We start from the raw sequence: 24,925 nt of genomic DNA, 5'->3' as shown, positions 1-24,925 counted from the left end.
GAAGGAGTAGACGACGATGATTGAGCGAACTGCCGTCTTGGCCAGGGCGAGCGTAGTTTGCGCGCTGGCCTTGTCGAGTGCAGGGGGGCTTGCCGAAGAGGTCGGCTGCGTGACCACCGAGTGGAAGCTGATCGGCGCGAATCACAAGATTTGCGTCGACAGCTTTTCCGATCGCCAGGTGCCGGGAGTGACCTGCCACGTCAGTCAGGCGAGGACCGGTGGCGTCAGCGGCAGCTTCGGGCTGGCGCAGGATCCTTCGCAGTTCTCGCTGGCCTGTCGGCAGACTGGCCCGATCACCTTGCCGGCCAAGCTGCCGAAACAGGAGGTGGTCTTCGCCGAAGATACGTCGATCATGTTCAAGGAGACGCGCGTCATCCGCATGTGGGACGCGGCCAACCACACCCTGGTGTACCTGGCGATCAGCCGCAAGCTGATCGACGGCGCGCCGGCGAACAGCATCTCGACGGTTCCGGTCATGCCCTGGGGCGGGCGTTGAGGGTGGCCGGGCTGGCAATCGCCGAAGTGCGGCCAGCGCCGGGCGATTTCGATGTCGCCGGCCTGGGGCAGGTGTTTACCCCGCCGGCGATCGTCGAGACGATGCTTTCCCTGGTCCGAAGGCACGGGCGGGTGCTCGAGCCGGCGTGTGGCAACGGTGCTTTCCTGCAGCATTTTCCCTTTGCCGTGGGAATAGAGATCGATGCCCGGCACGCGCCACCCGGGGCACGGGTGATGGACTTTTTTGCCCTGCCGGAGAACGAGACTTTTGCGACGATCATCGGCAATCCACCGTACGTGCGCTATCAGGATATCGCCGTCGCGACGCGCGCCTTGACCCGGCACAGCGTTCTCGACGGGCGCGCCAATCTTTATCTGTTCTTCATCGAAAAGTGTCTGCGCCATCTGGCGCCGGGTGGCGAGCTGGTGTTCATCACCCCGCGCGATTTTCTCAAGGCGACCTCGGCGGTACCCCTCAACCGCCTGCTCCACGCCGCCGGAACGATCACCGACTTCGTCGATCTCGGCGACTCGCGCATCTTTGCCGACGCGACACCGAACTGCGCGGTCTGGCGTTTCGAACGCGACAATTTCTCGCGCCGCACGCGTTACGCCGCGCAGGGCTTCGCCGACGGGCTGGCCGGTCTCGGACGATTGCCGTGGGAGGAGCGCCACTTCGTCGAAAGTGGCGGGCACCTGTTGTTTACGCGCGGCGACTACGCCCTGCACCTGGCCGATATCGCCTTCGTCAAGGTCGGCGCGGTGTCCGGTGCCGACGACGTGTATGCCAGCGAGGCCTACGGCAATCGCAGCTTCGTCTGCTCGGCGACGGTCGCCACAGGTGCCACCCGGCGGATGCTGTGGTGCGAGCCGGGTGCGTCGCCGCCCACGGCACTGCTGGCGCACAAGGAACGCCTGATCGCACGCCGAATCAGGCCGTTCGACGAGTCCAACTGGTGGCATTGGGGGCGTGGCTACCACCAGTCGCAGCAGCCACGGGTCTATGTGAATAACAAGACGCGCCGCCCGCAACCTTTCTTCGTCCATCGCTGCAAGAATTACGACGGCGCCGTGCTGGCGATCTTTCCGCGCGATCCCGGCGTCGACGTGGCGGCGCTGGCGGCGGCTTTGAACAGCGTCGATTGGGCCGACCTTGGCTTCGTTTGCGACGGCCGCTTTCTGTTTACCCAGCGCAGTCTCGAACAGACGCCGCTTCCCGAATCCTTCCGCACTTTCCTGGGCAGCTGCGGTGTAAGATCGCGCATCGAAGCCTAGCGTCGTGGCCCGACTGGCCCAACCCGCCGCGGCGCTCGAACTCGAGCGCACGGCCCCCGCGGAGGAGCAGTTTTCATGCGTATAGCATTCGTGGTCGATCCCCTGCCGTCGCTGAAGGCGTACAAGGACACCAGTATCGCCTTGATGCGCGCCGCGCAGGCCGCCGGGCATGCGGTGTGGGTGGTGCAGCAGTCGGCGATACACTGGTCGGCGCTGCATGGCGTCTGTGCCGAAGCGGTGCACCTGGAAATGCTCGCCGACGATGACGAATGGTTTGTCGAGGTTGACCGTCACGTCGTCGCGCTGCGCGATTTTGCCGCCGTGCTGATGCGCAAGGATCCCCCGTTCGACACGGAATACGTGACCAGTACCTGGTTGCTCGAGCGCGCCGAGGCAGAGGGCGCGCGCGTTCTCAATCGGCCGCGTGCGCTGCGTGATCATTCCGAGAAGCTGGCGGTGGCTGAATTTCCACAGTTTGCGGTCCCCGGCGTGGTCGCGCGCGTTCCGGCGCTGATCCACGCTTTCATCGATCTCGAGCGGGATACCATCGTCAAGCCGCTCGACGGCATGGGCGGGACGGGCGTCTTCCGTGTTCGTCGCGATGACCCGAACCGCAATGTGATCGTCGAGACCCTGACGCACAATGGCGCACGCACGGTGATTGCCCAGCGCTACATTCCGGAGATTGACGACGGCGACAAGCGGATCCTGATCGTCGGCGGCGAAGTCGTTCCCTATTGCCTGGCGCGCATTCCGAAACCCGGCGAGACGCGTGGCAACCTGGCGGTCGGCGGGCGGGGCGTGGCGCGCGAACTGAGCGCGCGCGATCGCCAGATCGCGACGACGCTGGCGCCCGTGCTCGCGGCGCGTGGCCTGTTCTTCATCGGCCTCGACGTGATCGGCGACTGGCTGACCGAGATCAACATCACCAGCCCGACGTGCATCGTCGAGATTGCCGAGCAGACCGGCTTCGACGCTGCCGAGCTGTTCGTTACGGCGCTGGAACGTGAGTGCGCGCCGGCCGCCTAGTTTTCCTTTGTGCGCTGGCCTGTTTTCTTGCTGCCTGCGGCCGTGCGCCGCTGCACCAGCAGCAGGCCTTCGTTTTCGGTACCCGTGTCGAGGTCCTCATCGCCGGCCTCTCCGAGGCCGCGGCGCGTCCGGCCGCGGCGGCCGTGCTGCGCGAGTTCGACCGCCTGCACCGCAGTTATCACGCCTGGCAGCCTTCCGAGCTGAGCCGTCTTAATCAGGCGCTGGCCGCTGGCCGGTCGTCGACGGTGACGTCGGAAATGGCCGACCTGCTGGCCGACGCGCAGCGTTTTTCGCTGCTCGGCGACGGGCTTTTCGACCCCGGGATCGGCGCCCTGATCGCCCTCTGGGGTTTTCAGTCGGACGAAATGCCGGCGACCCTGCCCGCGGCAAGCGCGCTCGCCGCCTGGCGGGCGGCACCGGCGGGCATCGCCGATCTGCAACTCGACGAATTGCAGGTCAGCAGCCGGAACACGCGGCTGGCACTCGATTTCGGCGGCTACCTGAAGGGCGTCGCGCTCGACCGCGCGGCGGGTATTCTCAAGGCGCAGGGTGTGCACAACGCGCTGATCAACATCGGTGGCAACGTCCTGGCCCTCGGGAGCAAGAACGGCGAGCGCTGGCGGGTGGGCATCCAGCATCCGCGCCAGCCGGGTCCGCTGGCGACGGTCGAACTCGACGATGGCGAGGCGATTGGCACCTCCGGTGACTACCAACGCTACTTCGAGGTCGATGGCCGGCGCTACTGCCACCTGCTCGATCCGCGCAGCGCCGAGCCGGTGAGGCACACGCAGGCGCTGACGGTACTGGTCAGCCGACGTTCCGACGCGGGAACGCTCTCCGACGTCGCCTCCAAGCCGCTGTTCATTGCCGGCGCCGACTGGCCGCGTCTGGCGCGGCGATTGCAGCTGCAGCAGGTTCTCAGGGTCGATGCTGAAGGCCGGGTACAGGTCAGTCGCGCGCTGCACGCTCGCCTCGATTACGTCGGCGGCGAGCCGTCGGCGCTCGAAATCCTTCCATGAGCGGTTCAGCGATCGTGTGGAGAGTGCCCCGGGGGCGCGGAATCGCTTAGAATGGCGGCCTGTTTTGACGGGTGGGCGCAATGATCGGCATTCTTCTGATAACGCACGGCTGCTTTGGCGAAAGCCTGATCCAGAACGTTTGTCATGTGCTCAACAAACGTCCGCCACTCATCGCACAATTTGGCGTCGCACCGCAGGACGACCCGCTCGATATCCTGCCGCGGGCGCGCCTGCTGCTCAAGGAAGTCGACGGCGGCGAAGGGGTGGTGGTGATGACCGACATCTTTGGCGCGACGCCGGCCAATCTGGCGCTCAAACTGCTTCAGCCCGGCCGCGTCGAAGGTGTTTCCGGCGTGAACCTGCCGATGCTGCTGCGCGCGCTGACCTATCGCGACAAGGGCATGGAAACCATTCTTCAGAAGGCCGTCAGTGGTGCTCACGATGGCGTGATGAAGCTGCCCACACCCTAGCCGCTGACGACGATCGGAGCCGCGAATGGTACGTGCTGAAACAGTCATTCTCAACAAGCTGGGCCTGCACGCGCGTGCCTCGGCGAAGCTGACCCAGCTGGCCAGCAGCTTTGACAGCGACGTGTGGATGGAGAAGGGCGCCCGTCGCATCAACGCCAAGAGCATCATGGGGGTGATGATGCTCGCTGCGGGCAAGGGATCGACGGTCATTGTCGAGACGACGGGCAACGACGAGCAGGCGGCCAGCGAGGCCATTCTGGCTCTGATTGCCGAAAGATTTGGCGAGGCCGAATGAGTTCCAACATGAGTTTTACGCTGCATGGCCTGCCGGTGTCCGGCGGCATAGCGATCGGTCAGGCGCATCTGATGTCGCACGCGACACTCGAGGTCTCGCACCTGGTCATCGCGCCACGCCTGGTAGACAGGGAGGTGGCGCGCTTCGAGGACGCGCTGGAGCGCGTCCGCGAGGAGTTTGCCAGCCTGAAGGAGCGCATGCAGCATGCGCCCGGCGAGTTCGGCGCGTTCATCGACCTGCATACGATGATTCTCGCCGACCCGGAGCTTGCCGAGACGCCCAAGCAGCTGATTCGCGAACGCCGCTGCAACGCCGAATGGGCACTGGTGCAGCAGATGGAAGTGCTGGTTGGGCAATTCGAGAGCTTTGAAGACCAGTATCTGCGCGAGCGCAGCTACGACGTGCGCCAGGTCGTCGAACGGGTGATCAAGGAACTCATCGGACAGCCGGGGCGAATGGCGATGCGCACCGGCAAGGGGGTCAAGGAAGAGGATCTGATCGTCGTTGCGCACGATCTCTCGCCCGCGGACGTCATCGCCTACAAGGAGCACCATTTCGCGGCCTTCGTCACCGACGTTGGCGGCTCGACCTCGCACACGGCGATTCTTGCACGCAGCCTGCGCATCCCGGCGGTGCTTGGCCTGCACAATGCCCGGCAACTGATCCGCGACAAGGAAAACCTGATTGTCGATGGCACTCGCGGCGTGCTGATCGTCAACCCCGATCCGCGCATCCTGGACGAATATCGCCTCAGAAAAAGTCAGATCGAGCTCGAACGCACGAAGCTCAGGCGTCTCAAGACGGCAAAGTCGTCGACGCTCGACGGTGTCGATATCGCGCTGCATGCCAATATCGAGCTGCCTGGAGACGTTGCCAATGCGCTCGACGGCGGCGCCGAAGGAGTCGGCCTGTTTCGCAGCGAGTTCCTGTTTCTCGACCGCGGCGACATGCCGACCGAAGACGAACAGTTCGAGGCCTACCGAACGGTGGTCAAGGGCATGATCGGTCGCCCGGTCACCATCCGTACCTTCGATCTCGGTTATGACAAGGACCTGCATCCGGAGAAGGTCGCCGGGGAGCGCATGCAAAGCAATCCGGCGCTCGGCCTGCGCGCGATCCGGCTGTCGCTCGCCGAATCGAAGATGTTCCAGACGCAGTTGCGCGCCATCCTGCGCGCGTCGCAGTTCGGCAAGATCAAGTTGCTGATTCCGATGCTTTCGCAGGCGCACGAGATCGACCAGACGCTGGCGGCCATCGAGCGCGCGAAGGCGACCCTGCGCGGCGAGAACTGTCCGTTCGACGAGGCGATCGAAGTCGGAGCGATGATCGAGATCCCGGCCGCAGCGCTGGCGGTTGGACTCTTTCTGCGCCGCCTTCACTTCCTGTCGATCGGTACCAACGACCTGATTCAGTACACGCTGGCCATCGATCGCAGCGACGAGCAGGTGGCGCACCTCTACGATCCGCTGCATCCGGCCGTCCTGATGCTCCTGGCGCACACCATCGCCAGTGCCGAAAAGGTGCACATACCGGTTTCGATCTGTGGCGAGCTGGCCGGCGACCCCCAGCTGACGCGCCTGCTGCTGGGAATGGGTTTACGCCAGTTCTCGATGCATCCGGCGCAGATCCTGTCGGTCAAGCAGCGCATCATGCAGAGCAACTGCGCGGAGCTGGCGCCGATCGTTCGCCGTTTGCTGCGTTACGAGGAGCCCGGGAAGATTCGCGAGCAGCTCGACAAGCTCAACGCCTGAATTGACTTTTTCGCAGGCTGCGGGTAACTTTCGCGGCCTTGGCGCCGATTTGAACGATCAGCTTGCGGGCGCCCTATAAATACGGCTAAAGCGCGGCATGCCCAGTCCGCCTTGCCAGCTGACTGGGTTTTTTTCTCCTGCCTCGGTTACTCAAACGATCGCGATGTCACCAGAGAACTCTGTCGGACTCGTTACGCCGCAGCGCGTGCGCTTCGACACGCCGCTGACACTGAAGAGCGGTGCCGTGCTGCCCGGTTTCGAGCTCGCCTACGAAAGCTATGGCACGCTCAACGCGGACCGTTCCAACGCCGTGCTGGTCTGCCATGCGCTGGCCGGCAGTCACCACGTCGCCGGCTTCTATGCCGACGATCGCGAGAACATCGGCTGGTGGGACAACCTGGTCGGACCCGGCAAGCCACTCGATACCCACAGGTTCTTCGTCATCGGGGTCAACAATCTGGGCGGCTGCTACGGTTCGACCGGCCCGCTCTCGATCAAGCCGGAGACCGGCAAGCGCTACGGCGCTGATTTTCCCCTGGTCACCGTCGAGGACTGGGTCGCGGCGCAAGCCAGGCTGGCCGACCATCTGGGCATCGACACCTGGGCGGCAGTGCTTGGCGGCAGCCTCGGTGGCATGCAGGCGCTCGAATGGTCGTTGCAGTTCCCCGACCGCATCCGGCACGCGATGGTCATCGCTTCGGCACCCAAGCTTTCGGCGCAGAACATCGCCTTCAACGAGGTGGCGCGGCAGGCGATCATCTCCGATCCGGATTTCCATGGCGGGCACTACGCCGAACACGGGGTGTTGCCGACGCGTGGCTTGCGGCTGGCGCGAATGGTTGGCCATATCACCTATCTCTCGGATAGTCAGATGGCCGAGAAGTTTGGGCGGCAGCTGCGCCATGGCGAGCACAAGTTCAGTTACGACGTGGACTTCGAAATCGAGTCCTACCTACGCTATCAGGGCAACAAGTTCGCCGCTTTCTTCGACGCCAATACCTATTTGATGATGACCAAGGCGCTCGACTACTTCGACCCCGCCTACGCCTACGCCGGGCACCTGCCGAGCGCCCTGGCACGTGCCAAGGCGAGGTTCTTCGTCGCCAGCTTTTCGACCGACTGGCGTTTTGCACCGGCGCGTTCACGGGAAATCGTCTTCGCGCTGCTGCAGAACGGCCTGCGCGTCGTGTATGCGGAGATCGACTGCGACGCCGGCCACGATTCCTTCCTCCTCGACGATCAGCATTATCACGCCCTGCTGCGCGCCTATCTGGAGAACATCGCCGTATGACCGAGCACGAGAGGAGAGTCAAGGCCGAGCAGCGCGAGCGCTTCGATTTCGCGGTGATCGCCAACTGGCTGCAACCCGGCGAGCGCGTTCTCGACCTTGGTTGTGGCGACGGCAGGTTGTTGCGTTACCTCGACGAGACGCGCGATGTGACCGGCTATGGCGTCGAAATCGACCAGGAAAGCGTTCTCGGCTGTATTCGCAACGGCGTCGACGTGATCCAGATGAACATCGAATCGGGCCTGCAGGGCTTCGAGGACCACTCTTTCGATCGCGCGATCATTTCGCAGGCCTTGCAGACCATGCATACCACCGAACGCATTCTCAGCGAGATGTTGCGCGTCGCTCACGAAGCGGTGGTCAGCTTCCCGAACTTCGCTTACCGCAGCAACCGCGCGGCGATTGCCGCCGGGCACATGCCGGTGTCCGAGGATCTGCCCTACGACTGGTTCGACACTCCGAACGTGCGCTTTTTCACCATCGTCGATTTCGAAGATCTGTGTGCCCGGCTCGGTATCGAGATTCGTGAGCGCCTGGCCTTCGACGAGGCTGGCCGGGAGGTGGCCGACGACCCGAACCTCAACGGCAGCCTGGCTTTCTATCGGCTCGGACGCAAATCTTGACGCCTGACTGGTTGCGCCTGCTGCTGACGCGGCGGATGCTCATCTGTGTGTTCACCGGGTTCAGTTCAGGACTGCCACTCTACCTCTTGCTGAACCTGCTTCCGGCCTGGCTGCGCAGCGACGGCGTCGACCTCAAGATCATTGGTTTCTTCGCCCTGATCCAGTTCCCCTATACCTGGAAATTTCTCTGGGCGCCGCTGCTCGATCGCTATCGCCTGCCGCTCGGTCGCCGACGGGGCTGGACGCTGGTTTCGCAGATTGGCCTGCTCTTGTCGATCGGTCTGCTTGGCGGCTTCTCGCCGGCGACCAATCTGACGCCGGTGATCTGGCTCTCGGTCGCGCTGGCCTTCCTTTCGGCGACGCAGGATGTCGCCCTGGATGCCTTTCGCCGCGAAATCCTGCATGACGAAGAGCTCGGGCTTGGCAATGCCGTGCATGTCAACGCCTACCGGATCGCCGGACTGGTACCGGGATCGCTGTCGCTGATTCTGGCCGACCTGATTCCCTGGGCGCAGGTCTTCTGGATTACCGCCGCCTTCATGGTTCCCGGGATGGTGATGGTGCTGCTGGTCGACGAACCGCTCGCGGCAGCGGCCCCCAAGACCCTGCGCGCAGCGGTCATCGAGCCCTTTCACGAATTCATCGGCCGCAAAGGCTGGCTGGGAGCCGCGCTGGTTCTCGGCTTCATCTTTCTCTACAAGCTTGGCGATTCGCTGGCCACCAGCCTGTCTACGCCGTTCTACCTCGACCTCGGCTACAGCATGACCGACATCGGCGTGATCGCCAAACACGCCGGCCTGTGGCCGGCGGTATTTGGCGGCCTGCTTGGCGGCCTGTGGATGGTGCGCCTGGGTATCAACCGCGCGCTTTGGCTGTTCGGCGTGGTGCAGATGGCGACCATTCTCGGTTTCGCCTGGTTGGCCTGGCGCGGCGTGCAGCCGAGCATCGAGGGCATTGATCGAGTGGCGCTGGCGAGCGTCATCGCCGCCGAGTACCTGGGTGTCGGGCTTGGCACGGCGGCGTTTACGGCGTTCATCGCGCGGGCCACGAACCCGGCGTTTACGGCCACCCAGTTCGCCTTGTTCACCAGCCTGGCGGCCGTTCCGCGAACCTTCATCAACGCCACGGCTGGCGCACTGGTCGAGTCGCTGGGCTGGGTGAGCTTCTTTTTTCTGTGTTTCGGGCTCGCGCTCCCGGGCATGCTGCTGCTCTTGAAAGTCGCTCCATGGAACGAGACACCGGCGTCGCCGAAAGACTGATCGCTGCCGCCCGACAGCTGTCGGCAGGACTCGCCGGGTTGCGCTTCGCTCCGCCGGTCAGCCATACCTACGACCCGCTGACCTACGCCTGGGCGGCGCATGAGATGTACCTGCGGCGCTACGCTGTCGGCCTCCGCCGGGTGGTGTTTCTCGGCATGAATCCCGGCCCTTTCGGGATGGTCCAGTGCGGTGTGCCTTTCGGCGAGATTGCGCTGGTGCGCGACTGGCTGGGAATCGTGGCGACCGTTGAGAAGCCGGCGCTGGAGAATCCCTGGCGGCCAATCGAAGGATTCGCCTGCACGCGTTCAGAGGTCAGCGGGCGGCGCCTGTGGGGATTGTTCCGCGACCGCTTTGGCTGCGCCGAGCGCTTCTTTGCCGATCATTTTGTCGCCAATTATTGTCCCCTGGCTTTCTTTGCGCGTGCTCGCAATCTCACCCCGGACAAGGTGCCCGGCGAAGAGGGAGTGGCCTTGCGTGCCGCCTGCGATAGCCACCTGCAGACCTTGGTCGCCGTTCTGCAGCCGGAATGGGTGATTGGCGTCGGCGCTTTTGCCGAGGCGCGGGCGCTGGCGGCACTGGCCGGGACAGGCGTCAAGATCGGGCGAGTGCTGCATCCGAGTCCGGCCAGCCCGGCGGCCAACCGTGGCTGGGCGGAAGCCGCCACCCGGCAGCTTGTTGCGCTTGGTGTTTGGCCGTGAAGGCAGCGCGGCGTCGCGCTGCCTTCCGGGCTGACGAGCACGCTGACGGCCCCCCGGTCGCACTGGGTGCCGCTCGCTATGGCCGCTGGCGAGCGAGTACTCCAAGATCGGTCAACTGTCGGCGCAGCGCGCTCAGGGCGCGCCACGCGAAGTAGCCACGTTTGCTCCAGCGCCAGACGCGGCCGGGTTTGACGACGATCAGCACAGCGACGCCGACGGCGACGATTTCGGGGTGTTGCTTGAGGTAAGCGGCGCCCTGGCGAACGCTTATGATTGCGCGATCGGCGGTGTGCAGGCTTTCAGCGACGGGCTGCAGGTCGCGAGCCAGAATTTGCCGCTGGTTGCTGATGCGCTCGATCAGTCGGCCGCGCTCGACGGCGATGTCAATCAGCTCTTGATTCATCGCCGGCCGCGCGTTTCAGTTGGCGGAGATCCTCTTCGAGTTGGGCCAGGCTGGCTGCGAATAGATGATCCGGCCGGCGCATGGCTCGTTGCAGAGCCAGGTAGGCAAGACCACTGCCCGCAATGAACAGCACGCTGCCAGAGGCCAGGATGACGACGCGCTGGTCCCAGTACACGATGACCAGCAAACCCACCAGCAGAATCGTGCCCAGTGCCAGGCAGAAGGCCAGCATCTGCGAGAGGAGGAGCAGACGGACGGCGCGCAGCTTTTCCTCCTTGAGCTCATTGCCCAGGAGTTCGAGCCGCGTCCGCCCGCTGCCGAGTAGCGCCAGCGCAGAATTCCTGGCGCCGGTAAGCAGGCCGCTGCGGCCGTTCCCAGCGCTGAACCCGGTGTCGCTCATGGCGCCGGGCTATGCCTAGCGGCGACTGATGAGCGCACCGAGCAGCAGGCCGACGAAGGCCGCGACGCCGACGGCCCGCCACGGATTCTCGTGCACGAAGTCGTCGGTGGCACGTGCCGCTGCCTTGGTTCTATCGACCACCGCCACTTCAGCGTCGGCCAGGCGAAGCTTGGCGTCGCGCAGGCTCTCGCCAATACGTTCGCGCAGGTCGCCCATCTTCTCGCCGGCAACGCCGGCGGTTGCGCGCAGAATCTCCTCTGCATCGGAAACCACGATCTTCATGTCGGAGACCAGCTTCTGTTTGCTGGCGGTGGAAAATTCGCTGTTGACGTCGGGCATGGTAGACCTCGCAGTAGAAAGTGATCAGGAAAAGAGGAGCAGGGCAATCGCGATGCAGGAAGAAGAAAGTGCGAAGAGCGAAGAGGAGTCGTGGCCCAGCAAACGATTCGTCATGGATGTTTCAGATTATAGAACTAGGCACGCAAGATCAATGCACGCTCGCAAAAGACATCGTCTCCTGTCCTCAACGTCAGGGGCATGCGCCCGGCGCTCCTGCGGTCTGCAGGAGCCTTACCCGTGCAGGTCGAAATTGTAGTCGATGGTCAGCGGCGCATGATCACTGAAGCGCTGCTGCTTATAGACCGCGGCGTTCGTGGCCGTTGCGGCGATGGCCGCGGTGGCGAGCTGGTAGTCGAGTCGCCAGCCGACGTTGTTGGCCCATGCCTGGCCGCGGTTCGACCACCAGGTGTACCCTTCCTCGCCAATGGTCGGGTGCAATTGCCGGTACACGTCGCACCAGCCTCCGTCATCCAGCAAGCGGCTTACCCAGGCGCGCTCGGCGGGCAGAAATCCTGAGTTCTTGCGGTTGCTGCGCCAGTTCCGCAGGTCGATTTCCTGGTGGGCGATGTTCCAGTCCGCGCAAACGATGACCTCCTGTCCGCTCCGGGCGAGTGCGCGCAGATGCGGGTCGATGAAGGCCATGAAGCGGTATTTTGCTTCCTGTCGCGACTCGGAACTGGAGCCGGAGGGTTGATACAGCGAGACAATCGACAACTTGCCAAAATCGGCGCGCAGATAGCGTCCCTCGGCGTCGAACTCGCTGCTGCCGAGCATGTCGCTTACCCGTTCGGGCTTCTTGCGGCACCACAGGCCGACGCCGCTGTAGCCTTTCTTTTCCGCGCAGCGGTAGTAGGCATGGAAACCGTCAGGGGCCTGCATTTCTTCGCTGAGGTCTGCGTGTTGAGCCTTGAGTTCCTGCAGGCAAATGATGTCAGCATTCTGCGCGCTGGCCCAGGGAAGTACTCCCTTGCGCCAGGCCGAGCGAATGCCGTTGAGATTCAGGGTAATGATGCGTAACATAGGGCACCGGGCCGGGAACGGCCCTGTTTCAGAAAAAGGCGGTATGGACTTTCGTCAGGAATTCATCGAGTTTGCTGTCGGGCAAGACGTGTTGCGCTTTGGTGAGTTCGAGACCAAGGCGGGGCGGCTTTCTCCGTATTTCTTCAACGCTGGCCTGTTCAACGACGGTGCGGCGCTGGGCCGGCTGGCGGAATTCTACGCCAAGGCGATCGGCGTCAGCGGTATCCGCTTCGATGGCTTGTTCGGGCCGGCCTACAAGGGCATTCCGCTGGTTGCCGTGATTGCCGTCGCCTTGGCGCGCGCCGGGCGCAACCTGCCTTTCTCGTTCAACCGCAAGGAAGCCAAGGATCATGGCGAAGGCGGCAATATTGTCGGCGCGTCGTTGGCCGGGCGAGTGCTGATCGTCGATGACGTCATTTCGGCCGGCACCTCGGTTCGCGAATCGGTCGACCTGATCACTGCCGCAGGCGCTACGCCCTGCGGGGTGGTGATTGCCCTTGATCGTATGGAACGTGGTCGTGGCGCCTTGTCTGCGGTGCAGGAAGTGAAGCGGGACTACGATATTCCAGTCATCGCTGTTGCCAGTCTGGACGATTTGCTGAGTTTTCTTCATGGCCGTCCGGATTTCACGCAGAGCGAGGTGGCCGTCGAGCGCTATCGACAGGAATATGGCGTTGCGCGCAGCAGCTAGCGTCGCCTTGCTGATGTCGCTGGCGGTGGGGGGTACTGGTTCCAGTATCGCCGCAGCGCGGATTTTCTGTTGCCACGACGAAACGGGCAAGCAGGTCTGCGGCGACATTCTTCCGTCGGCGTGCTACGGGCGCGCCTATCGCGAACTTGGCCAATCCGGCAGGACATCGAGACTCGTCGATGCACCGCTGACCGCCGAGGAGCGTGCGGCGAAAGCGGCCGAAGAACGGCAGCAGCAGGAGCGCGAGCGTCTCGAGAATGAGCAGAGGCGCAAGGATCAGGCGCTGCTCAATACCTACGGTAGCGAGAAAGATATCGAAGTCATGCGCAGCCGCACGCTGGGTGATCTCGATACGGCGATCAAGGCGGCCGAGGAGCGGATCGTCGAAATACGCAAGCGTCGCAAGACGTTCGAAAACGAGGCGGAGTTCTACAGGAATCGGCGTCTGCCGGCGGAGGTTGCCAAGGGCTTGCGCGATGCGGACTACGAGATCCGGGCGCAGGAGTCGGTGATCGACTCCAAGAGAAAAGATCAGGAAGCCGTTCGTCTCAAGTACGACGAGGACTTGCGCCGTTTTCGCGATATCTCCAAGCGGGCCGCTCAACGGCGCTGAGCGCGCGGCGCAAGGAACACACCGCAGGTGCTGCTGCCGGCGGCCGAGTGCAGCGAAGCGGTCAGCCGAGCTTCTTGCGCAGCAGCGCGTTGACCTGTTGTGGGTTGGCCTTGCCTCGTGTCGCCTTCATCGCCTGGCCGACCAGCGCATTGAAGGCTTTCTCCTTGCCCGACCTGTATTCCGCGACCATCGCCGCGTTGGTCGCCAGCAGTTCGTCAATCAGCGTTTCCAGCGCATCGCCATCGGTGATCTGCTGCAGTCCCTGGCTGGCGATGATCTCGTCGGCAGAACGGCCTTCGCCGTTGCACAGGGCGTCGAACACTTTGCGGGCAATATTGGTCGAGATCGTGCCATCGACGATGCGCGCGACCATGCCGCCGAGCTGTTCCGCGCTGATTGGCGACTGGCCGATGTCGCGTTCCTCCTTGTTCAGACGGGCGGTCAGGTCGACCATTACCCAGTTGGCGCAAGCCTTGGCGCCCGAGTTGCCGGCGGCGGCAACGGCCGTTTCGTAGTACGTGGCAAGTTCGAGTGAGGCGGTCAGGAGTTTTGCGTCGTAGGCCGAGAGCCCGTAGTCAGTGGCCAGGCGATCGCGCCGCGCCGCCGGCAATTCGGGCATCTGCCGGGCAATCTCGTCGACCCACTGGCGATCGATGACCAGCGGCAGCAGATCGGGGTCGGGAAAGTAGCGATAGTCGTGCGCGTCTTCCTTGGAGCGCATGGCGCGGGTTTCGCCGCTTTGCGGGTCGAAGAGGACCGTTGCCTGTTCGACCGTACCGCCATCCTCGAGGGTGGCGATCTGCCATTGCACTTCGTAGTCGATCGCCTGCTGCATGAAGCGAAAGGAGTTCAGGTTCTTGATTTCGCGCCGCGTTCCGAATTCCGTCTGGCCGACCGGGCGAACGGAAACGTTGGCGTCGCAGCGGAACGAGCCCTCCTGCATGTTGCCGTCGCAGATGCCGATCCAGCGCACCAGCGCGTGCAGCGCCCGGGCGTAGGCGACGGCCTCGGTCGACGAGCGCATGTCGGGTTCGGTGACGATCTCCAGCAGTGGCGTTCCGGCGCGGTTGAGATCGATTCCCGTGCGCCCGTGGAAATTCGCCCCCGCGCATTCATGCAGGGATTTGCCCGCATCTTCCTCGAGGTGGGCACGGGTCAGCTTGACCACTCGCTCGCTCTCGCCCACCACGATCGCCAGCTGGCCACCAACAACGACCGGCAATTCGTACTGACTGATCTGGTAACCCTTGGGGAGGTCGGGGTAGAAATAGTTCTTGCGTGCGAAAACCGATCGCGGAGCGATTTTTGCACCAACCGCCAGACCGAAGCGGATCGCGCATTCGACGGCGCCCCTGTTGAGCACCGGCAGCACGCCGGGCAGGGCGATGTCGACGGCATTGGCCTGGACGTTGGGCTCGGCGCCGAAGGCCGTCGAGCTGCCCGAGAAGATCTTCGCTCGCGTCGACAGCTGCGCGTGCGTCTCGATGCCGATGACCACTTCCCATGCTTTCATCACTGCTTACTCACTCGTCAAGAACGACGCCCGCGGCAAACTGCCAACCGGCGCTGGGGGGAGAGCCTGCTGCGAGCGCGGGCGCGCGCATCAGTCAAAGCCGGCTGGCCGCTGCACATGCCAGTCGCTCACCTGTTGGTAGCGGTGGGCGACATTCAGCAGCTGCGTCTCGGCGAAATAGTTGCCGATCAGTTGCAAGCCCGCCGGCAGGCCGCCAGCGAAGCCGCAGGGAAGCGAAATTGCCGGCAGGCCGGCGAGGTTGACGGCGATGGTATAGATGTCCGACAGATACATCTGCACCGGGTCGGCGGCTTTCTCGCCGAGCTTGAAGGCGGTACTCGGGCTGGTCGGCCCGATGATCACGTCGCATTGCCCGAAAGCCTTGGCGAAATCGTTGGCAATCAGCCGGCGAATACGCTGTGCCTGCAGATAGTAGGCGTCGTAGTAGCCGTGCGAGAGGACGTAGGTGCCGATCAGGATGCGCCGTTTGACCTCGGCGCCGAAACCCTGCGCGCGGCTCTTGCTGTACATGTCGTTGAGGTCCTGGTACTCCGGGGCACGGTAGCCGTAGCGCACGCCGTCGAAGCGCGCCAGATTCGAGCTCGCTTCGGCCGGCGCGATCACGTAGTAGGCGGCAACCGAGAGCTGCATGCTCGGCAGGCTGACGGAGATCGTTTCGGCGCCGAGCTTGCGGTACTCGGCAATCGCCGCTTCGACCAGGTGCATCACTTCCGGGCGACAGCCTTCGCCGAAGAATTCTACCGGCAGGCCGATTTTCAATCCGGCCAGGGGTCTGTCGCCAGCGGCGGCGTCGATTTCGCGGCAGTAGTCCTCGCCGGGACGTTCGACGCTGGTCGAGTCGCGTTCGTCGAAGCCGGCCATGGCGTTGAGCAGCAGCGCGCAGTCCGCGGCCGAACGGGCCAGCGGACCGGCCTGGTCGAGCGAGGAGGCGAAAGCGATCATGCCGTAGCGCGAGACGACGCCATAGGTTGGCTTCATCCCGGTCAGGTTGCAGAGCGCGGCGGGCTGGCGGATCGAGCCGCCGGTGTCGGTGCCGGTGGCTGCCGGAGCGAGGGCCGCGGCGACGGCCGCGGCCGAGCCTCCGGAAGATCCGCCGGGAACGCAGTCAGCCTTCCAGGGGTTCCTCACCGGGCCGTAGAACGAGGTCTCGTTCGACGAACCCATCGCGAACTCATCCATGTTGGTCTTGCCGAGCAGGACCGCACCCGCGGCCTTGAAACGGGTGATCACTGCCGCGTCGTAGGGGCTGACAAAATTGTTCAGCATCCTTGAGCCGCAGGTGGTCAGCCAGCCCTGGGCGCAGAAAATGTCCTTGTGGGCGATCGGGATGCCGGTCAGCGGACCGCCCTCGCCCTTCGCCAGGCGCTCGTCGGCGGCGCGCGCCTGAGCCAGGCTGCAGCCTTCGTCGACGCTGATGAAAGCGTTGAGCTGTGGGTTATGACGGGCGATGCGATCGAGGTACAGGTGGGTCAACTCGACGCTCGACACTTCTCTCTTGGCCAGTGCCCTGGCCAGCACCTGCAGACTGGCGGCGATCATTCGATGACTTTCGGGACCAGGTACAGGCCGGCCTCGGTTTCCGGCGCGACTTCCTGAAATGCGGCGCGTTGGTCGATCGTGCCCGCCTCGCTGACGCGGTCAGCGCGCAGGCGCTGGGCGACGTCCTGAGCGTGGGCCATGGGCTCGACGCCACGGGTGTCGACGGCCTGCATCTCTTCGATGAGCGAGAAAATTTCGTTGAGCTGGCCGAGAGTGCTCTGCGCTTCGCCGTCGCTGATTTCAATTCGGGCAAGGTGGGCAACGCGGTGGACCTGTTCTAGGGTGAGCGACATGGCTGGGAAATCACTAAGGTGTTAAACGAGGTAGCCATATAAGGTATCATAAAAGTTTTTCCCACCGCAGCCCCTGCGGGGCCATCACGGATTTCGCCAGCATGTTCAGTTTTCTGCGCAGTTATTTCTCGAACGATCTCGCCATCGACCTAGGCACGGCCAACACGCTGATCTATGTTCGCTCGAAGGGGATCGTCCTCGACGAGCCGTCAGTGGTCGCCATCAGGACCGAAGGCGGACCGAGTTCCAAAAAAACCATTCAGGCCGTCGGCAAGGCCGCCAAGGAAATGCTTGGCAAGGCGCCTGGCGCGATTACCGTCATCCGGCCGATGAAGGATGGCGTGATTGCCGACTTCACGGTGACCGAGCAGATGCTCAAGCAGTTCATCAAGAAAGTGCACGACTCGCGCTTGCTGTCGCCCTCGCCGCGGATCATCATCTGCGTGCCCTCGGGTTCGACGCAGGTCGAGCGCCGCGCCATTCGCGAGTCGGCAATCGGCGCGGGTGCGAGTCAGGTCTTTCTGATCGAGGAGCCGATGGCGGCAGCGATCGGCGCCGGGCTGCCGGTTGCCGAGCCGACCGGTTCGATGGTCGTCGATATCGGTGGGGGAACGACCGAAGTCGGGGTCATCTCGCTCGGTGGCATGGTCTATGCCGGTTCGGTTCGTGTCGGCGGCGACAAGCTCGACGAAGCGATCATGAACTACATCAGCCGCAACTACGGCATGCTGATCGGCGAGAACACCGCCGAGAACATCAAGAAGCATATCGGTTCGGCTTTCCCCGGTGCCGAAGTGCGCGAGATGGAGGTGTCGGGAATCAACAAGGCGGAAGGTATTCCGCGCAAGTTCACCATCTCGTCGAATGAAATCCTCGAAGCGCTTACCGAACCGCTGAACAGCGTCGTGTCGGCGGTCAAGTCGGCGCTCGAGAAGACGCCGCCGGAACTCGGTGCGGACATTGCCGACAAGGGGATGGTGCTGACCGGCGGCGGCGCCCTGCTACGCGACCTCGATCGTCTGCTGATGGAGGAGACCGGCCTGCCGGTGATCGTGGCCGAGGAGCCGCTGACCTGCGTGGCCAGGGGTTGTGGGCTGGCGCTCGAGAAGATGGACAATCTCGGCAGCATTTTCGCTTCCGATTGAGGTGCTACGGCCTGAGCGCCGTAGCCTGCTCGCCTAGATGATCGATTGATGGACGAACAGCCGCCGCCTTTTTTCAAGCGCGGGCCGGCCCCGCTCGCGCTGCTGTCGTTTTACGTTGCGCTGGCGCTGGCCCTGCTGGTCGTCGATGCTCGCTTCCAGACGCTCGAGGTGCTGCGCCAGGCGCTGTCGATGTTCACCCATCCGGTGCAGAGCCTGGCGCATCTGCCGGCGCAGTTCCTGGACAACGCAAGAAGCTATTTCGCCAGCGCCGCTCGCTTGCAGACGGAGAGCGCGGAGTTGCAGCGCGGGCGACTGGAGCACGCGGCGATGCTGCAGCGCAGCCAGCACGTCGAGGCCGAGAACGAGCGCTTGCGAAAGCTGCTCGGTGTCAAGGAGCGGCAGCAGGTCAGCGGCCAGGTCGCGCGTATTCTCTATTCGGCACGCGACCCCTACGCCCGCCGCGTGATCGTCGATAAGGGCCAGCAGGACAGGGTGATCGCCGGGCAACCGGTGGTCGACGACATTGGCATCGTCGGGCAGGTCACGCGCGTCTTCCCCTTCGTCGCCGAAGTCACCTTGATCACCGACAAGGAGCAGGCGGTGCCGGTGCAGGTCGTGCGCACCGGCATGCGCTCGGTGGTTTTCGGGCTTGGCAACGGTGAGCTCGAACTGCGTTTCATGCCCCTCAACGCCGATATTCGGAGCGGCGATGTGCTGGTAACCTCGGGGCTGGACGGGATTTTTCCGGCCGGTTTCCCGGTCGCCAAGGTGGTGCACATCGCCAGTGATACCACCTACACCTTTGCCCAGATCCGCTGCGCTCCCGTGGCCGGTGTCGAGCACTTCAGCGAAGTGATGATCCTCGATCCCCGTCCACCGGTGGCTTTGCCCGAGGAACTGGCCGAAGAAGTCGCCGGCAAGAATGCAGCGACTTCGCCAAAAGGCACGCGCGCGAAGAAGAAGCGCCCGAAGAAGGACTGAACGAGATGCAGACCAGCTACTCCTCATCGCGTATCCTGCTGCCGGTTCGCCCGTGGTTCATTGGCTGCAGCCTGTTGCTGGCCTTGCTGCTCAACTTCCTGCCGACATCGGTCTGGCCTGGCGTGCCGGATTGGCTGGCGCTGGTGATCGTTTTCTGGAGTGTTCGCGAGCCTCGCCTGGTCGGAATGGGTCTGGCCTTTCTGCTTGGTTTGGCGATGGACGTTGCCGATGCCAGCTTGTTGGGCCAGCATGCCCTGGCCTACGTGCTGGCCGCCTACGGCGGCGCGGCGCTGTCACGGCGAATTCTGTGGTTTCCTCTCGGGCAGCAAGCGCTGCAGGTGTTTCCGCTGTTGCTGCTGGTCCAGTTGGTGCAGTTCACGGTGTGGGCGATGGTGGGTGCCGACCTGCCGGGGATGGCGTACTTTCTCGGACCTTTTCTGGCAACTTTTCTGTGGCCGCTGCTGACGCTCATCCTCCTGTTGCCGCAGCATCAGCCGGTTGACCGCGATGAAAACCGACCGCTGTGAATGGCTGGGAATCGGTTCGACGCACGCCTATCTAGGCGCGCTCCGGCCTTCGGGCTGCCGCGCGCAGCCGTTTCCCGGATGCTGAGGAGTCTGCCGTGCTAGCTCGTCAGTCGTCGCTTCATGCCTCGGATAGAGAACTTGCCCGTTTCCATTTTCGTGTCGTTCTGGCGGCGGTCGCGGTACTCGCGGCGTTGTCCTTGTTGGGCGCCCGCTTTTTCTATCTGCAGGTCGTTCAGCACGATTACTACAGCACGCGCGCCGAGGACAACCGCATATCGGTCGTTCCGATCGTTCCCAACCGGGGGGTGATTGTCGATCGCGCCGGAATCGTCCTGGCGCGTAATTACTCCGCCTTCACCCTGGAAATCACACCGTCGAAGGTCGACGACCTGGAAGCGACGATCGACGGTCTGGGTAAGCTGATTGAAATCGAGGCCAAGGATCGGCGGCGTTTTCGCAAGCTGCTGGACGAGGGCAAGACCTTCGAAAGCCTGCCCATTCGCACGCGCCTGACCGAAGAAGAGGTGGCACGCTTTGCGGCCAACCGCTATCTCTTCCCGGGTGTCGAAGTCAAGGCTCGTCTGTTCCGTCAGTATCCGCTCGGGTCGACCGCGTCGCACGCCATCGGCTACATCAATCGCATCAACAAGCGTGATCTCGAGAAGATAGCCGAGAGCGAGGAGGCGGCCAATTACAAGGGGACCGACCACATCGGCAAGACCGGCCTCGAACAGAAGTACGAGTTCGCGTTACACGGCGAGACCGGCTACGAGCAGGTCGAGATCGACGCCGGCGGTCGAGCCATCCGCAGTCTGTCGCGCACCCCTCCGGTACAGGGCAGCCACCTGACCCTGACGCTGGACGTCAAGTTGCAGGAAGTGGCCGAAGAAGCCTTTGGCGACCGCCGCGGTGCCCTGGTTGCCATCGAGCCGTCGACCGGTGGCATTCTGGCGCTGGTCTCCAGTCCCACTTTCGATCCGAATCTGTTCATCGATGGTATTCGCAACGAGGACTGGGATGTGCTCAACAAATCACGTGACAGGCCGATGCTCAACCGCGCGCTGAATGGAACCTATCCGCCGGGTTCGACGTTCAAGCCGTTCATGGCCCTGGCCGGACTCGAAACGGGCAGGCGCACGGCGGGCCAGAGCATTTCCGACCCCGGATTCTTCAACTTCGGCGGGCACCATTTCCGGGACGACAAGGTGGGTGGGCACGGAACCGTAGACATGTACAAGTCAATCGTTCAGTCGTGCGACACCTATTACTATCAGCTCGCCACTGACATGGGTATCGATGCCATTGCCGGCTTCATGGGTCAGCTGGGATTCGGTCAGCGCACCGGCGTCGACATCGAGGGTGAATCGGAAGGCGTGCTGCCGTCTCCCGAGTGGAAGAAGCGCCGCTTCCGCAGGCCCGAGCAGCAGAAATGGTATGCCGGCGAGACGGTCTCGATCGGCATCGGCCAGGGTTACAATTCCTACACGCCGATTCAGCTGGCGCAGGCGACGGCCACCGTTGCCAACAAGGGCGTCATGTTCCGCCCCCATCTCGTCAAGTACATCACCGACAGCCGCACTGGCGAAAAGACGATGATCGAGCCGGAGCCCTTGCGCCGGCTGCCGTGGAAGCCGCAGCATGTCGAGACCATCAAGAACGCGATGATTGGCGTGAACACCCAGGGCACGGGCGCGCGCGCCTTCGCCGGTGCCGGCTACACGTCGGGAGGGAAGACGGGTACGGCGCAGGTGTACAGTCTGAAAGGCAGCACCTACAAGGAGTCGGCCATACGCAAGGAACTGCGCGACCATGCTCTGTTCATCGCCTTTGCGCCCGCTGACGAGCCGAAGATCGCCTTGGCCGTGATCGTCGAGAATGGCGGCTTTGGTGCCCAGTCGGCGGCGCCGATCGCGCGCATGGTGATCGATTATTATCTGCTCGGCAAGCTTCCCAAGGGCGCGGCAGCGGAAGATGACGTCAAGGAGGACTAGCTGATGCACGAATTCCTGGCGCGTGTCTGGCGCGGTCTCGTCGCGCATGTCGACGCGCCACTGCTCCTGATTACCCTCACGCTGATGGCGGTCGGGCTGACGACCGTCTATAGCGCGACCTATGATGCCAACAGCCATCTCCTGGCGCAGATGCTCAATATGGCGATCGGATTGTGCGCGATGTGGACGGTGGCGCAGGTTCCCCCGCAGAAGCTGATGCGTTTCGGCGTACCGCTGTACCTTGTTGGCGTCGTGCTTCTGATTCTGGTGTTTTTTTTCGGGATCAAGGTCAATGGTGCCCGGCGCTGGTTGTCGCTCGGATTCACCCGCATACAGCCCTCCGAAGTCCTCAAGATAGCCGTGCCACTGATGCTCGCCTGGTACTTCCACAAGAACGAAGCGGTGCTCAAGTTTCGCCACTACGTCGTCGCCAGCCTGCTGCTGCTGGTGCCCTTCGCGCTGATCGCCAAACAACCCGACCTGGGAACGGCGATTCTCGTTGGCGCTGCCGGTTTCTACGTGATCTTCTTCGCGGGCCTTCCCTGGCGGGTGATCGGCGGCCTGTTGGCGATCGCCAGCGCTGCCACGCCTTTTGCCTGGGGCATGCTGCATGACTACCAGCGAAAACGCATCCTGACCCTGGTCGACCCGACGACCGATCCGCTTGGGTCGGGCTATCACATCATCCAGTCGACCATCGCCATCGGCTCCGGCGGCAAGGTCGGCAAGGGTTGGCTGGCCGGCACGCAGACTCACCTGGAGTTCATTCCCGAGCGCCACACGGACTTCATTCTTGCCGTGTTCTCGGAGGAGCGCGGTCTGCTCGGCAACGGCATTCTGCTCCTGCTCTACCTGCTGATGATTGGCCGGGGGCTGATGATTGCGGCCAGGGCGTCGACGCTTTTCGGGCGGGTGATGGCGGGTTCGGTGACGCTGAGCCTGTTTACCTATGTCTTCGTCAATATGGGCATGGTCAGCGGGATCTTGCCGGTGGTCGGCGTGCCATTGCCGTTCATGAGTTACGGCGGCACCGCACTGGTGACGCTTTCGGTCGGTATTGGTATCCTGATGAGTATCAACACGCACCGGATGCTGGTCAGGTCATGAGGCGAGAAACAACGGAATGGATCACTGCGCGGCGCTGCTGCGCGGCGCTCGCGCTGCTGGCCCTGCCAGTATTGCTCACCGCCTGCGGCGGTTCGCCGTCGCGTTCATCCGAGGCGACGGCCGAGCGCAGCAAGCTGGCCCGCAAGTCGGGCGTGGTGCAGAAGCGCGGAGGTGGCTATTACAAGGACGATGGGCCGGGCGATGAAATCCCCGACAATCTCGACGACATTCCCGACGCACAACCCAGGCTCGAGCCCCTGCATCGTTTTGCCAATCGCCCGTACGTCGTTCTCGGCAAGGCCTACCAGCCAAGAACCAGCCTTGCAGCGTATCAGGAACGCGGCATTGCCAGCTGGTACGGCAAGAAATTTCATGGCCAGAAGACGTCGATTGGCGAGCCCTACGACATGTTCTCGATGACTGCTGCCCATCCGACCCTGGCGATTCCCTCTTATGTCCGGGTGACCAACGTCAGCAATGGCAGGTCGGTGGTCGTTCGGGTCATCGATCGTGGCCCTTTCCATGCTGACCGCGTCATTGACCTCTCCTACGCCGCCGCCTACCGGCTGGACTACGTGGACAGCGGCAGCACCATGGTGCAGGTCGATTCGATTCTGCCGGATGGCGCGACGACCATGACCTACGCGCAGGTGATGCCGGCAGCAGCCCCGGCGCCGGCACCGGTACCGGCACCGCTTCCACGCCAGGCGCCGCTCCCTGGCGAGCGCGACCAGATTGCACTACTGGCGGCCAACCTCGGCTTCGCGGCGGCGCCGGTGGCCTCGTCGTCGCCGGCGGTCGTTCCCGAGCGCCCGTCGCCGCTGCCATCGGCGTCCGTACCGGCCGCGATGCCCGCCATGACGACGGCGCTGCCGGGTGTCTTCCTGCAGCTCGGTGCTTTCGCCAGCGCTGAAAACGCCGAAAGTCTGCGCCTGCATTTGCAGCGTGAGCTGGATTGGCTGAACGAGGGAATCCAGATCAACGCCGGCGGTGGCATGCACCGCGTGCACATGGGACCGTATCGGAGCCGCGCCGACGCCGAAAAGGTCGCCGAGCGGATTCGCCTGGCGCTGGGTTACAAGCCGACCTTCATCAGCCGCTGATCAGGTCTCGCCGTGGCTTTGCCCTGTCGATAGGGGACGGAAAACGCCCTGCACGATCTTGCGCCCGTGTTCGAGCTGTACTTCGTGGCCGATGATCTCGACCGGAATGACCGTGCCGTCAGGGTTGACCACCGTGCTGCGCACGGCTTCGACGCCATTGACCTGGCCCAGGGTGAGCAGTTGGCATATGTCCAGTCCGCCACCACCGGCATGCAGCTCGCTTTGCAGAAGACCGAGGAGCTGCTGCAGTTGCCGTCCGAACAGCTTCTCGGCCTGCGGGTTGGCGTCGAGAATGTGTCCGGTCCTGGCGTCGGAAATGAGAATGGCGTCACGAGCCCCGGTAAAGAGCGCCAGGCGCAGACTGTTTGCGTCGCGCAGTTCCTCCTCAATTTGCAGCACCTGGTGCTGGACCAGCGCCAGGCTCACCAGGTTGGCCACCGCGTGTGCGAACAGCCGCTGTACCGAAGTCCACGCCGAGTGCGGGCCGACGCGTTCGATACACAGCACCCCCTGGAGTTCTCCATTGACATGAATCGGCGAGTTGATCAGGGCGCTGATGCCGTTCATCAGCAGGTAGTCCTCGGTGAGTGCCTGGGTACTGGGATGCGTCATCGCGTCATCGGCAACAATCGGCTCGCCGCGGATCAGTGCCTGGAAATACTCGGGGTGGCGAGCGGCATGCAGGGTCAGGCCGATGCTGTGCCGGTTACGGGAAAGCTCATAGAGATCAATGCACTTCAGACTTGCACGCTGAGCGGTCAGGCCCCACAGGCTGACCCGCTCGATGTTCAGCATGCGCCCGCTTGCGGCGGTGAGTTGGCGCAAGGCGTCGTCCAGGCTGTCGCTGGAGAAGCTGCGTCTTGACAGTTGCGCAAAGGCACCTTGCAGGTCAAGAGAGCTTGAGAGTGGTCGAAAGGGTGGCAGCATACAGTCCAGGGAACGCCACTTTCAAGTGGGCAGGCGGGCAGGGAACTGCCGTCATCGTACGTGCCCCCAGGCCACGGCGAGTGTGCGCAATATCACGGAAGACGGGATTC

General features: G+C 63.6%; 27 protein-coding genes. 19 read left to right on the top strand and 8 right to left on the bottom strand.

Annotation, left to right across the window (positions count from 1 at the left end):
• The first annotated feature begins 16 nt into the window (after positions 1-16).
• The 11 genes from QZ613_RS12015 to QZ613_RS11965 all read left to right on the top strand — a co-directional run bounded on the left by QZ613_RS12015 (position 17) and on the right by QZ613_RS11965 (position 10,202).
• Positions 17-496: a CreA family protein gene (locus QZ613_RS12015; RefSeq protein WP_043565736.1), complete on the top strand. Its 480-nt coding sequence runs from the start codon at positions 17-19 to the stop codon at positions 494-496.
• 2 nt (positions 497-498) lie between these two features.
• Positions 499-1,770 (top strand): class I SAM-dependent methyltransferase, encoded by a 1,272-nt coding sequence (locus tag QZ613_RS12010; RefSeq protein ID WP_291863573.1) that lies wholly within the window; start codon positions 499-501, stop codon positions 1,768-1,770.
• 75 nt (positions 1,771-1,845) lie between these two features.
• Positions 1,846-2,799, top strand: coding sequence for a glutathione synthase (gene gshB, locus QZ613_RS12005; RefSeq protein WP_043565734.1), 954 nt, complete (start codon positions 1,846-1,848; stop codon positions 2,797-2,799).
• Positions 2,781-3,818: an FAD:protein FMN transferase gene (locus tag QZ613_RS12000; RefSeq protein ID WP_291863570.1), complete on the top strand. Its 1,038-nt coding sequence runs from the start codon at positions 2,781-2,783 to the stop codon at positions 3,816-3,818. The genes gshB and QZ613_RS12000 overlap by 19 nt, the downstream gene beginning before the upstream one ends.
• Before the next feature lie 80 nt (positions 3,819-3,898).
• Positions 3,899-4,288 carry a PTS fructose transporter subunit IIA gene (locus QZ613_RS11995; protein WP_043565727.1) on the top strand — a complete coding sequence of 130 codons (390 nt, stop codon included), beginning with the start codon at positions 3,899-3,901 and terminating at the stop codon, positions 4,286-4,288.
• 25 nt (positions 4,289-4,313) lie between these two features.
• Positions 4,314-4,583 carry an HPr family phosphocarrier protein gene (locus tag QZ613_RS11990; RefSeq protein WP_043565725.1) on the top strand — a complete coding sequence of 90 codons (270 nt, stop codon included), beginning with the start codon at positions 4,314-4,316 and terminating at the stop codon, positions 4,581-4,583.
• An 8-nt stretch (positions 4,584-4,591) separates the two neighbouring features.
• Positions 4,592-6,334: a phosphoenolpyruvate--protein phosphotransferase gene (ptsP, locus tag QZ613_RS11985; RefSeq protein ID WP_043565782.1), complete on the top strand. Its 1,743-nt coding sequence runs from the start codon at positions 4,592-4,594 to the stop codon at positions 6,332-6,334.
• Positions 6,335-6,497: 163 nt separating this feature from the next.
• Positions 6,498-7,625 carry a homoserine O-acetyltransferase gene (locus QZ613_RS11980; protein WP_043565723.1) on the top strand — a complete coding sequence of 376 codons (1,128 nt, stop codon included), beginning with the start codon at positions 6,498-6,500 and terminating at the stop codon, positions 7,623-7,625.
• On the top strand, positions 7,622-8,245 hold the full coding sequence (metW, locus tag QZ613_RS11975; protein WP_043565720.1) for a methionine biosynthesis protein MetW: 624 nt from the start codon (positions 7,622-7,624) through the stop codon (positions 8,243-8,245). Before QZ613_RS11980 ends, metW begins: the two co-directional genes overlap by 4 nt.
• A 35-nt stretch (positions 8,246-8,280) precedes the next feature.
• Positions 8,281-9,504, top strand: coding sequence for an AmpG family muropeptide MFS transporter (locus tag QZ613_RS11970; protein ID WP_043565781.1), 1,224 nt, complete (start codon positions 8,281-8,283; stop codon positions 9,502-9,504).
• Positions 9,471-10,202, top strand: a complete 732-nt coding sequence (locus QZ613_RS11965) for a uracil-DNA glycosylase family protein (protein ID WP_291863567.1) — start codon at positions 9,471-9,473, stop codon at positions 10,200-10,202. Before QZ613_RS11970 ends, QZ613_RS11965 begins: the two co-directional genes overlap by 34 nt.
• 76 nt (positions 10,203-10,278) lie before the next feature.
• Here the strand turns inward: QZ613_RS11965 and QZ613_RS11960 are convergent, their stop codons facing one another.
• From QZ613_RS11960 to QZ613_RS11945, 4 genes are all read right to left on the bottom strand, one after another.
• Positions 10,279-10,605, bottom strand: coding sequence for a YqjK-like family protein (locus QZ613_RS11960; RefSeq protein WP_043565716.1), 327 nt, complete (start codon positions 10,603-10,605; stop codon positions 10,279-10,281).
• Positions 10,586-11,005: a phage holin family protein gene (locus QZ613_RS11955; RefSeq protein ID WP_291863565.1), complete on the bottom strand. Its 420-nt coding sequence runs from the start codon at positions 11,003-11,005 to the stop codon at positions 10,586-10,588. The genes QZ613_RS11960 and QZ613_RS11955 overlap by 20 nt, the downstream gene beginning before the upstream one ends.
• 15 nt (positions 11,006-11,020) lie before the next feature.
• Entirely contained in the window at positions 11,021-11,344 is a 324-nt protein-coding gene (locus QZ613_RS11950) for a DUF883 family protein (RefSeq protein WP_043565713.1), read from the bottom strand.
• A gap of 231 nt (positions 11,345-11,575) precedes the next feature.
• Positions 11,576-12,364: an exodeoxyribonuclease III gene (locus QZ613_RS11945; RefSeq protein WP_043565711.1), complete on the bottom strand. Its 789-nt coding sequence runs from the start codon at positions 12,362-12,364 to the stop codon at positions 11,576-11,578.
• A gap of 43 nt (positions 12,365-12,407) precedes the next feature.
• Here QZ613_RS11945 and pyrE point away from each other — a divergent pair, with 43 nt between their 5' ends.
• Together pyrE and QZ613_RS11935 are read left to right on the top strand one after the other, a co-directional pair.
• Positions 12,408-13,055, top strand: coding sequence for an orotate phosphoribosyltransferase (gene pyrE / locus QZ613_RS11940; protein ID WP_291982701.1), 648 nt, complete (start codon positions 12,408-12,410; stop codon positions 13,053-13,055).
• The gene (locus QZ613_RS11935; protein ID WP_291863562.1) at positions 13,039-13,668 is read left to right on the top strand and encodes a hypothetical protein; all 630 of its coding nucleotides are present in this window, start codon (positions 13,039-13,041) and stop codon (positions 13,666-13,668) included. Before pyrE ends, QZ613_RS11935 begins: the two co-directional genes overlap by 17 nt.
• Before the next feature lie 61 nt (positions 13,669-13,729).
• Here QZ613_RS11935 and gatB read toward each other — a convergent pair whose 3' ends face one another.
• The 3 genes from gatB to gatC form a co-directional block, all read right to left on the bottom strand.
• Complete coding sequence (gene gatB / locus QZ613_RS11930; RefSeq protein ID WP_043565707.1) at positions 13,730-15,181, bottom strand: Asp-tRNA(Asn)/Glu-tRNA(Gln) amidotransferase subunit GatB; 1,452 nt, start codon at positions 15,179-15,181, stop codon at positions 13,730-13,732.
• 90 nt (positions 15,182-15,271) lie between these two features.
• Positions 15,272-16,741 (bottom strand): Asp-tRNA(Asn)/Glu-tRNA(Gln) amidotransferase subunit GatA, encoded by a 1,470-nt coding sequence (gatA, locus tag QZ613_RS11925; RefSeq protein WP_291982652.1) that lies wholly within the window; start codon positions 16,739-16,741, stop codon positions 15,272-15,274.
• Positions 16,738-17,034 (bottom strand): Asp-tRNA(Asn)/Glu-tRNA(Gln) amidotransferase subunit GatC, encoded by a 297-nt coding sequence (gene gatC / locus QZ613_RS11920; RefSeq protein ID WP_291982650.1) that lies wholly within the window; start codon positions 17,032-17,034, stop codon positions 16,738-16,740. Before gatC ends, gatA begins: the two co-directional genes overlap by 4 nt.
• A gap of 101 nt (positions 17,035-17,135) precedes the next feature.
• On the opposite strand from gatC, the gene QZ613_RS11915 reads away from it, so the two are divergent.
• The 6 genes from QZ613_RS11915 (at position 17,136) to QZ613_RS11890 (ending at position 23,888) form a co-directional block, all read left to right on the top strand.
• Entirely contained in the window at positions 17,136-18,179 is a 1,044-nt protein-coding gene (locus QZ613_RS11915) for a rod shape-determining protein (RefSeq protein ID WP_043565700.1), read from the top strand.
• A 48-nt stretch (positions 18,180-18,227) separates the two neighbouring features.
• Positions 18,228-19,160 (top strand): rod shape-determining protein MreC, encoded by a 933-nt coding sequence (gene mreC, locus QZ613_RS11910; protein ID WP_043565696.1) that lies wholly within the window; start codon positions 18,228-18,230, stop codon positions 19,158-19,160.
• A gap of 5 nt (positions 19,161-19,165) precedes the next feature.
• Positions 19,166-19,687, top strand: coding sequence for a rod shape-determining protein MreD (gene mreD / locus QZ613_RS11905; protein ID WP_043565695.1), 522 nt, complete (start codon positions 19,166-19,168; stop codon positions 19,685-19,687).
• Between the two features lie 95 nt (positions 19,688-19,782).
• Positions 19,783-21,678, top strand: coding sequence for a penicillin-binding protein 2 (gene mrdA, locus QZ613_RS11900; RefSeq protein WP_043565693.1), 1,896 nt, complete (start codon positions 19,783-19,785; stop codon positions 21,676-21,678).
• 3 nt (positions 21,679-21,681) lie between these two features.
• Complete coding sequence (gene rodA / locus QZ613_RS11895; protein ID WP_043565691.1) at positions 21,682-22,785, top strand: rod shape-determining protein RodA; 1,104 nt, start codon at positions 21,682-21,684, stop codon at positions 22,783-22,785.
• Positions 22,782-23,888, top strand: coding sequence for a septal ring lytic transglycosylase RlpA family protein (locus tag QZ613_RS11890; protein WP_043565689.1), 1,107 nt, complete (start codon positions 22,782-22,784; stop codon positions 23,886-23,888). Before rodA ends, QZ613_RS11890 begins: the two co-directional genes overlap by 4 nt.
• On the opposite strand, the gene QZ613_RS11885 is transcribed toward QZ613_RS11890, so the two are convergent.
• Complete coding sequence (locus QZ613_RS11885) at positions 23,889-24,815, bottom strand: GAF domain-containing protein (RefSeq protein WP_291982648.1); 927 nt, start codon at positions 24,813-24,815, stop codon at positions 23,889-23,891.
• Positions 24,816-24,925: the final 110 nt, after the last annotated feature.

It is taken from the genome of Candidatus Accumulibacter sp. ACC005 (assembly GCF_907163215.1).
Taxonomy (GTDB): domain Bacteria; phylum Pseudomonadota; class Gammaproteobacteria; order Burkholderiales; family Rhodocyclaceae; genus Accumulibacter; species Accumulibacter regalis.
The sequence above is the reverse complement of the archived record's forward strand: the minus strand, read 5'-3'. Positions and strand labels throughout refer to the sequence as shown.

Bases quoted from the DNA above. Each gene is read 5' to 3' on its own strand.
- gatC (WP_291982650.1), bottom strand. From the start codon at position 17,034: ATGTCGCTCACCCTAGAACAGGTCCACCGCGTTGCCCACCTTGCCCGA.
- QZ613_RS11990 (WP_043565725.1), top strand. From the start codon at position 4,314: ATGGTACGTGCTGAAACAGTCATTCTCAACAAGCTGGGCCTGCACGCG.
- QZ613_RS11965 (WP_291863567.1), top strand. From the start codon at position 9,471: ATGGAACGAGACACCGGCGTCGCCGAAAGACTGATCGCTGCCGCCCGA.
- QZ613_RS11950 (WP_043565713.1), bottom strand. From the start codon at position 11,344: ATGCCCGACGTCAACAGCGAATTTTCCACCGCCAGCAAACAGAAGCTG.
- QZ613_RS11970 (WP_043565781.1), top strand. From the start codon at position 8,281: ATGCTCATCTGTGTGTTCACCGGGTTCAGTTCAGGACTGCCACTCTAC.
- gatA (WP_291982652.1), bottom strand. From the start codon at position 16,741: ATGATCGCCGCCAGTCTGCAGGTGCTGGCCAGGGCACTGGCCAAGAGA.
- QZ613_RS11915 (WP_043565700.1), top strand. From the start codon at position 17,136: ATGTTCAGTTTTCTGCGCAGTTATTTCTCGAACGATCTCGCCATCGAC.
- metW (WP_043565720.1), top strand. From the start codon at position 7,622: ATGACCGAGCACGAGAGGAGAGTCAAGGCCGAGCAGCGCGAGCGCTTC.
- QZ613_RS12015 (WP_043565736.1), top strand. From the start codon at position 17: ATGATTGAGCGAACTGCCGTCTTGGCCAGGGCGAGCGTAGTTTGCGCG.
- mreD (WP_043565695.1), top strand. From the start codon at position 19,166: ATGCAGACCAGCTACTCCTCATCGCGTATCCTGCTGCCGGTTCGCCCG.
- QZ613_RS11980 (WP_043565723.1), top strand. From the start codon at position 6,498: ATGTCACCAGAGAACTCTGTCGGACTCGTTACGCCGCAGCGCGTGCGC.
- QZ613_RS11885 (WP_291982648.1), bottom strand. From the start codon at position 24,815: ATGCTGCCACCCTTTCGACCACTCTCAAGCTCTCTTGACCTGCAAGGT.
- QZ613_RS11960 (WP_043565716.1), bottom strand. From the start codon at position 10,605: ATGAATCAAGAGCTGATTGACATCGCCGTCGAGCGCGGCCGACTGATC.
- gatB (WP_043565707.1), bottom strand. From the start codon at position 15,181: ATGAAAGCATGGGAAGTGGTCATCGGCATCGAGACGCACGCGCAGCTG.
- ptsP (WP_043565782.1), top strand. From the start codon at position 4,592: ATGAGTTTTACGCTGCATGGCCTGCCGGTGTCCGGCGGCATAGCGATC.
- QZ613_RS11890 (WP_043565689.1), top strand. From the start codon at position 22,782: ATGAGGCGAGAAACAACGGAATGGATCACTGCGCGGCGCTGCTGCGCG.
- mreC (WP_043565696.1), top strand. From the start codon at position 18,228: ATGGACGAACAGCCGCCGCCTTTTTTCAAGCGCGGGCCGGCCCCGCTC.
- QZ613_RS11945 (WP_043565711.1), bottom strand. From the start codon at position 12,364: ATGTTACGCATCATTACCCTGAATCTCAACGGCATTCGCTCGGCCTGG.
- rodA (WP_043565691.1), top strand. From the start codon at position 21,682: ATGCACGAATTCCTGGCGCGTGTCTGGCGCGGTCTCGTCGCGCATGTC.
- pyrE (WP_291982701.1), top strand. From the start codon at position 12,408: ATGGACTTTCGTCAGGAATTCATCGAGTTTGCTGTCGGGCAAGACGTG.
- QZ613_RS11955 (WP_291863565.1), bottom strand. From the start codon at position 11,005: ATGAGCGACACCGGGTTCAGCGCTGGGAACGGCCGCAGCGGCCTGCTT.
- gshB (WP_043565734.1), top strand. From the start codon at position 1,846: ATGCGTATAGCATTCGTGGTCGATCCCCTGCCGTCGCTGAAGGCGTAC.
- QZ613_RS11995 (WP_043565727.1), top strand. From the start codon at position 3,899: ATGATCGGCATTCTTCTGATAACGCACGGCTGCTTTGGCGAAAGCCTG.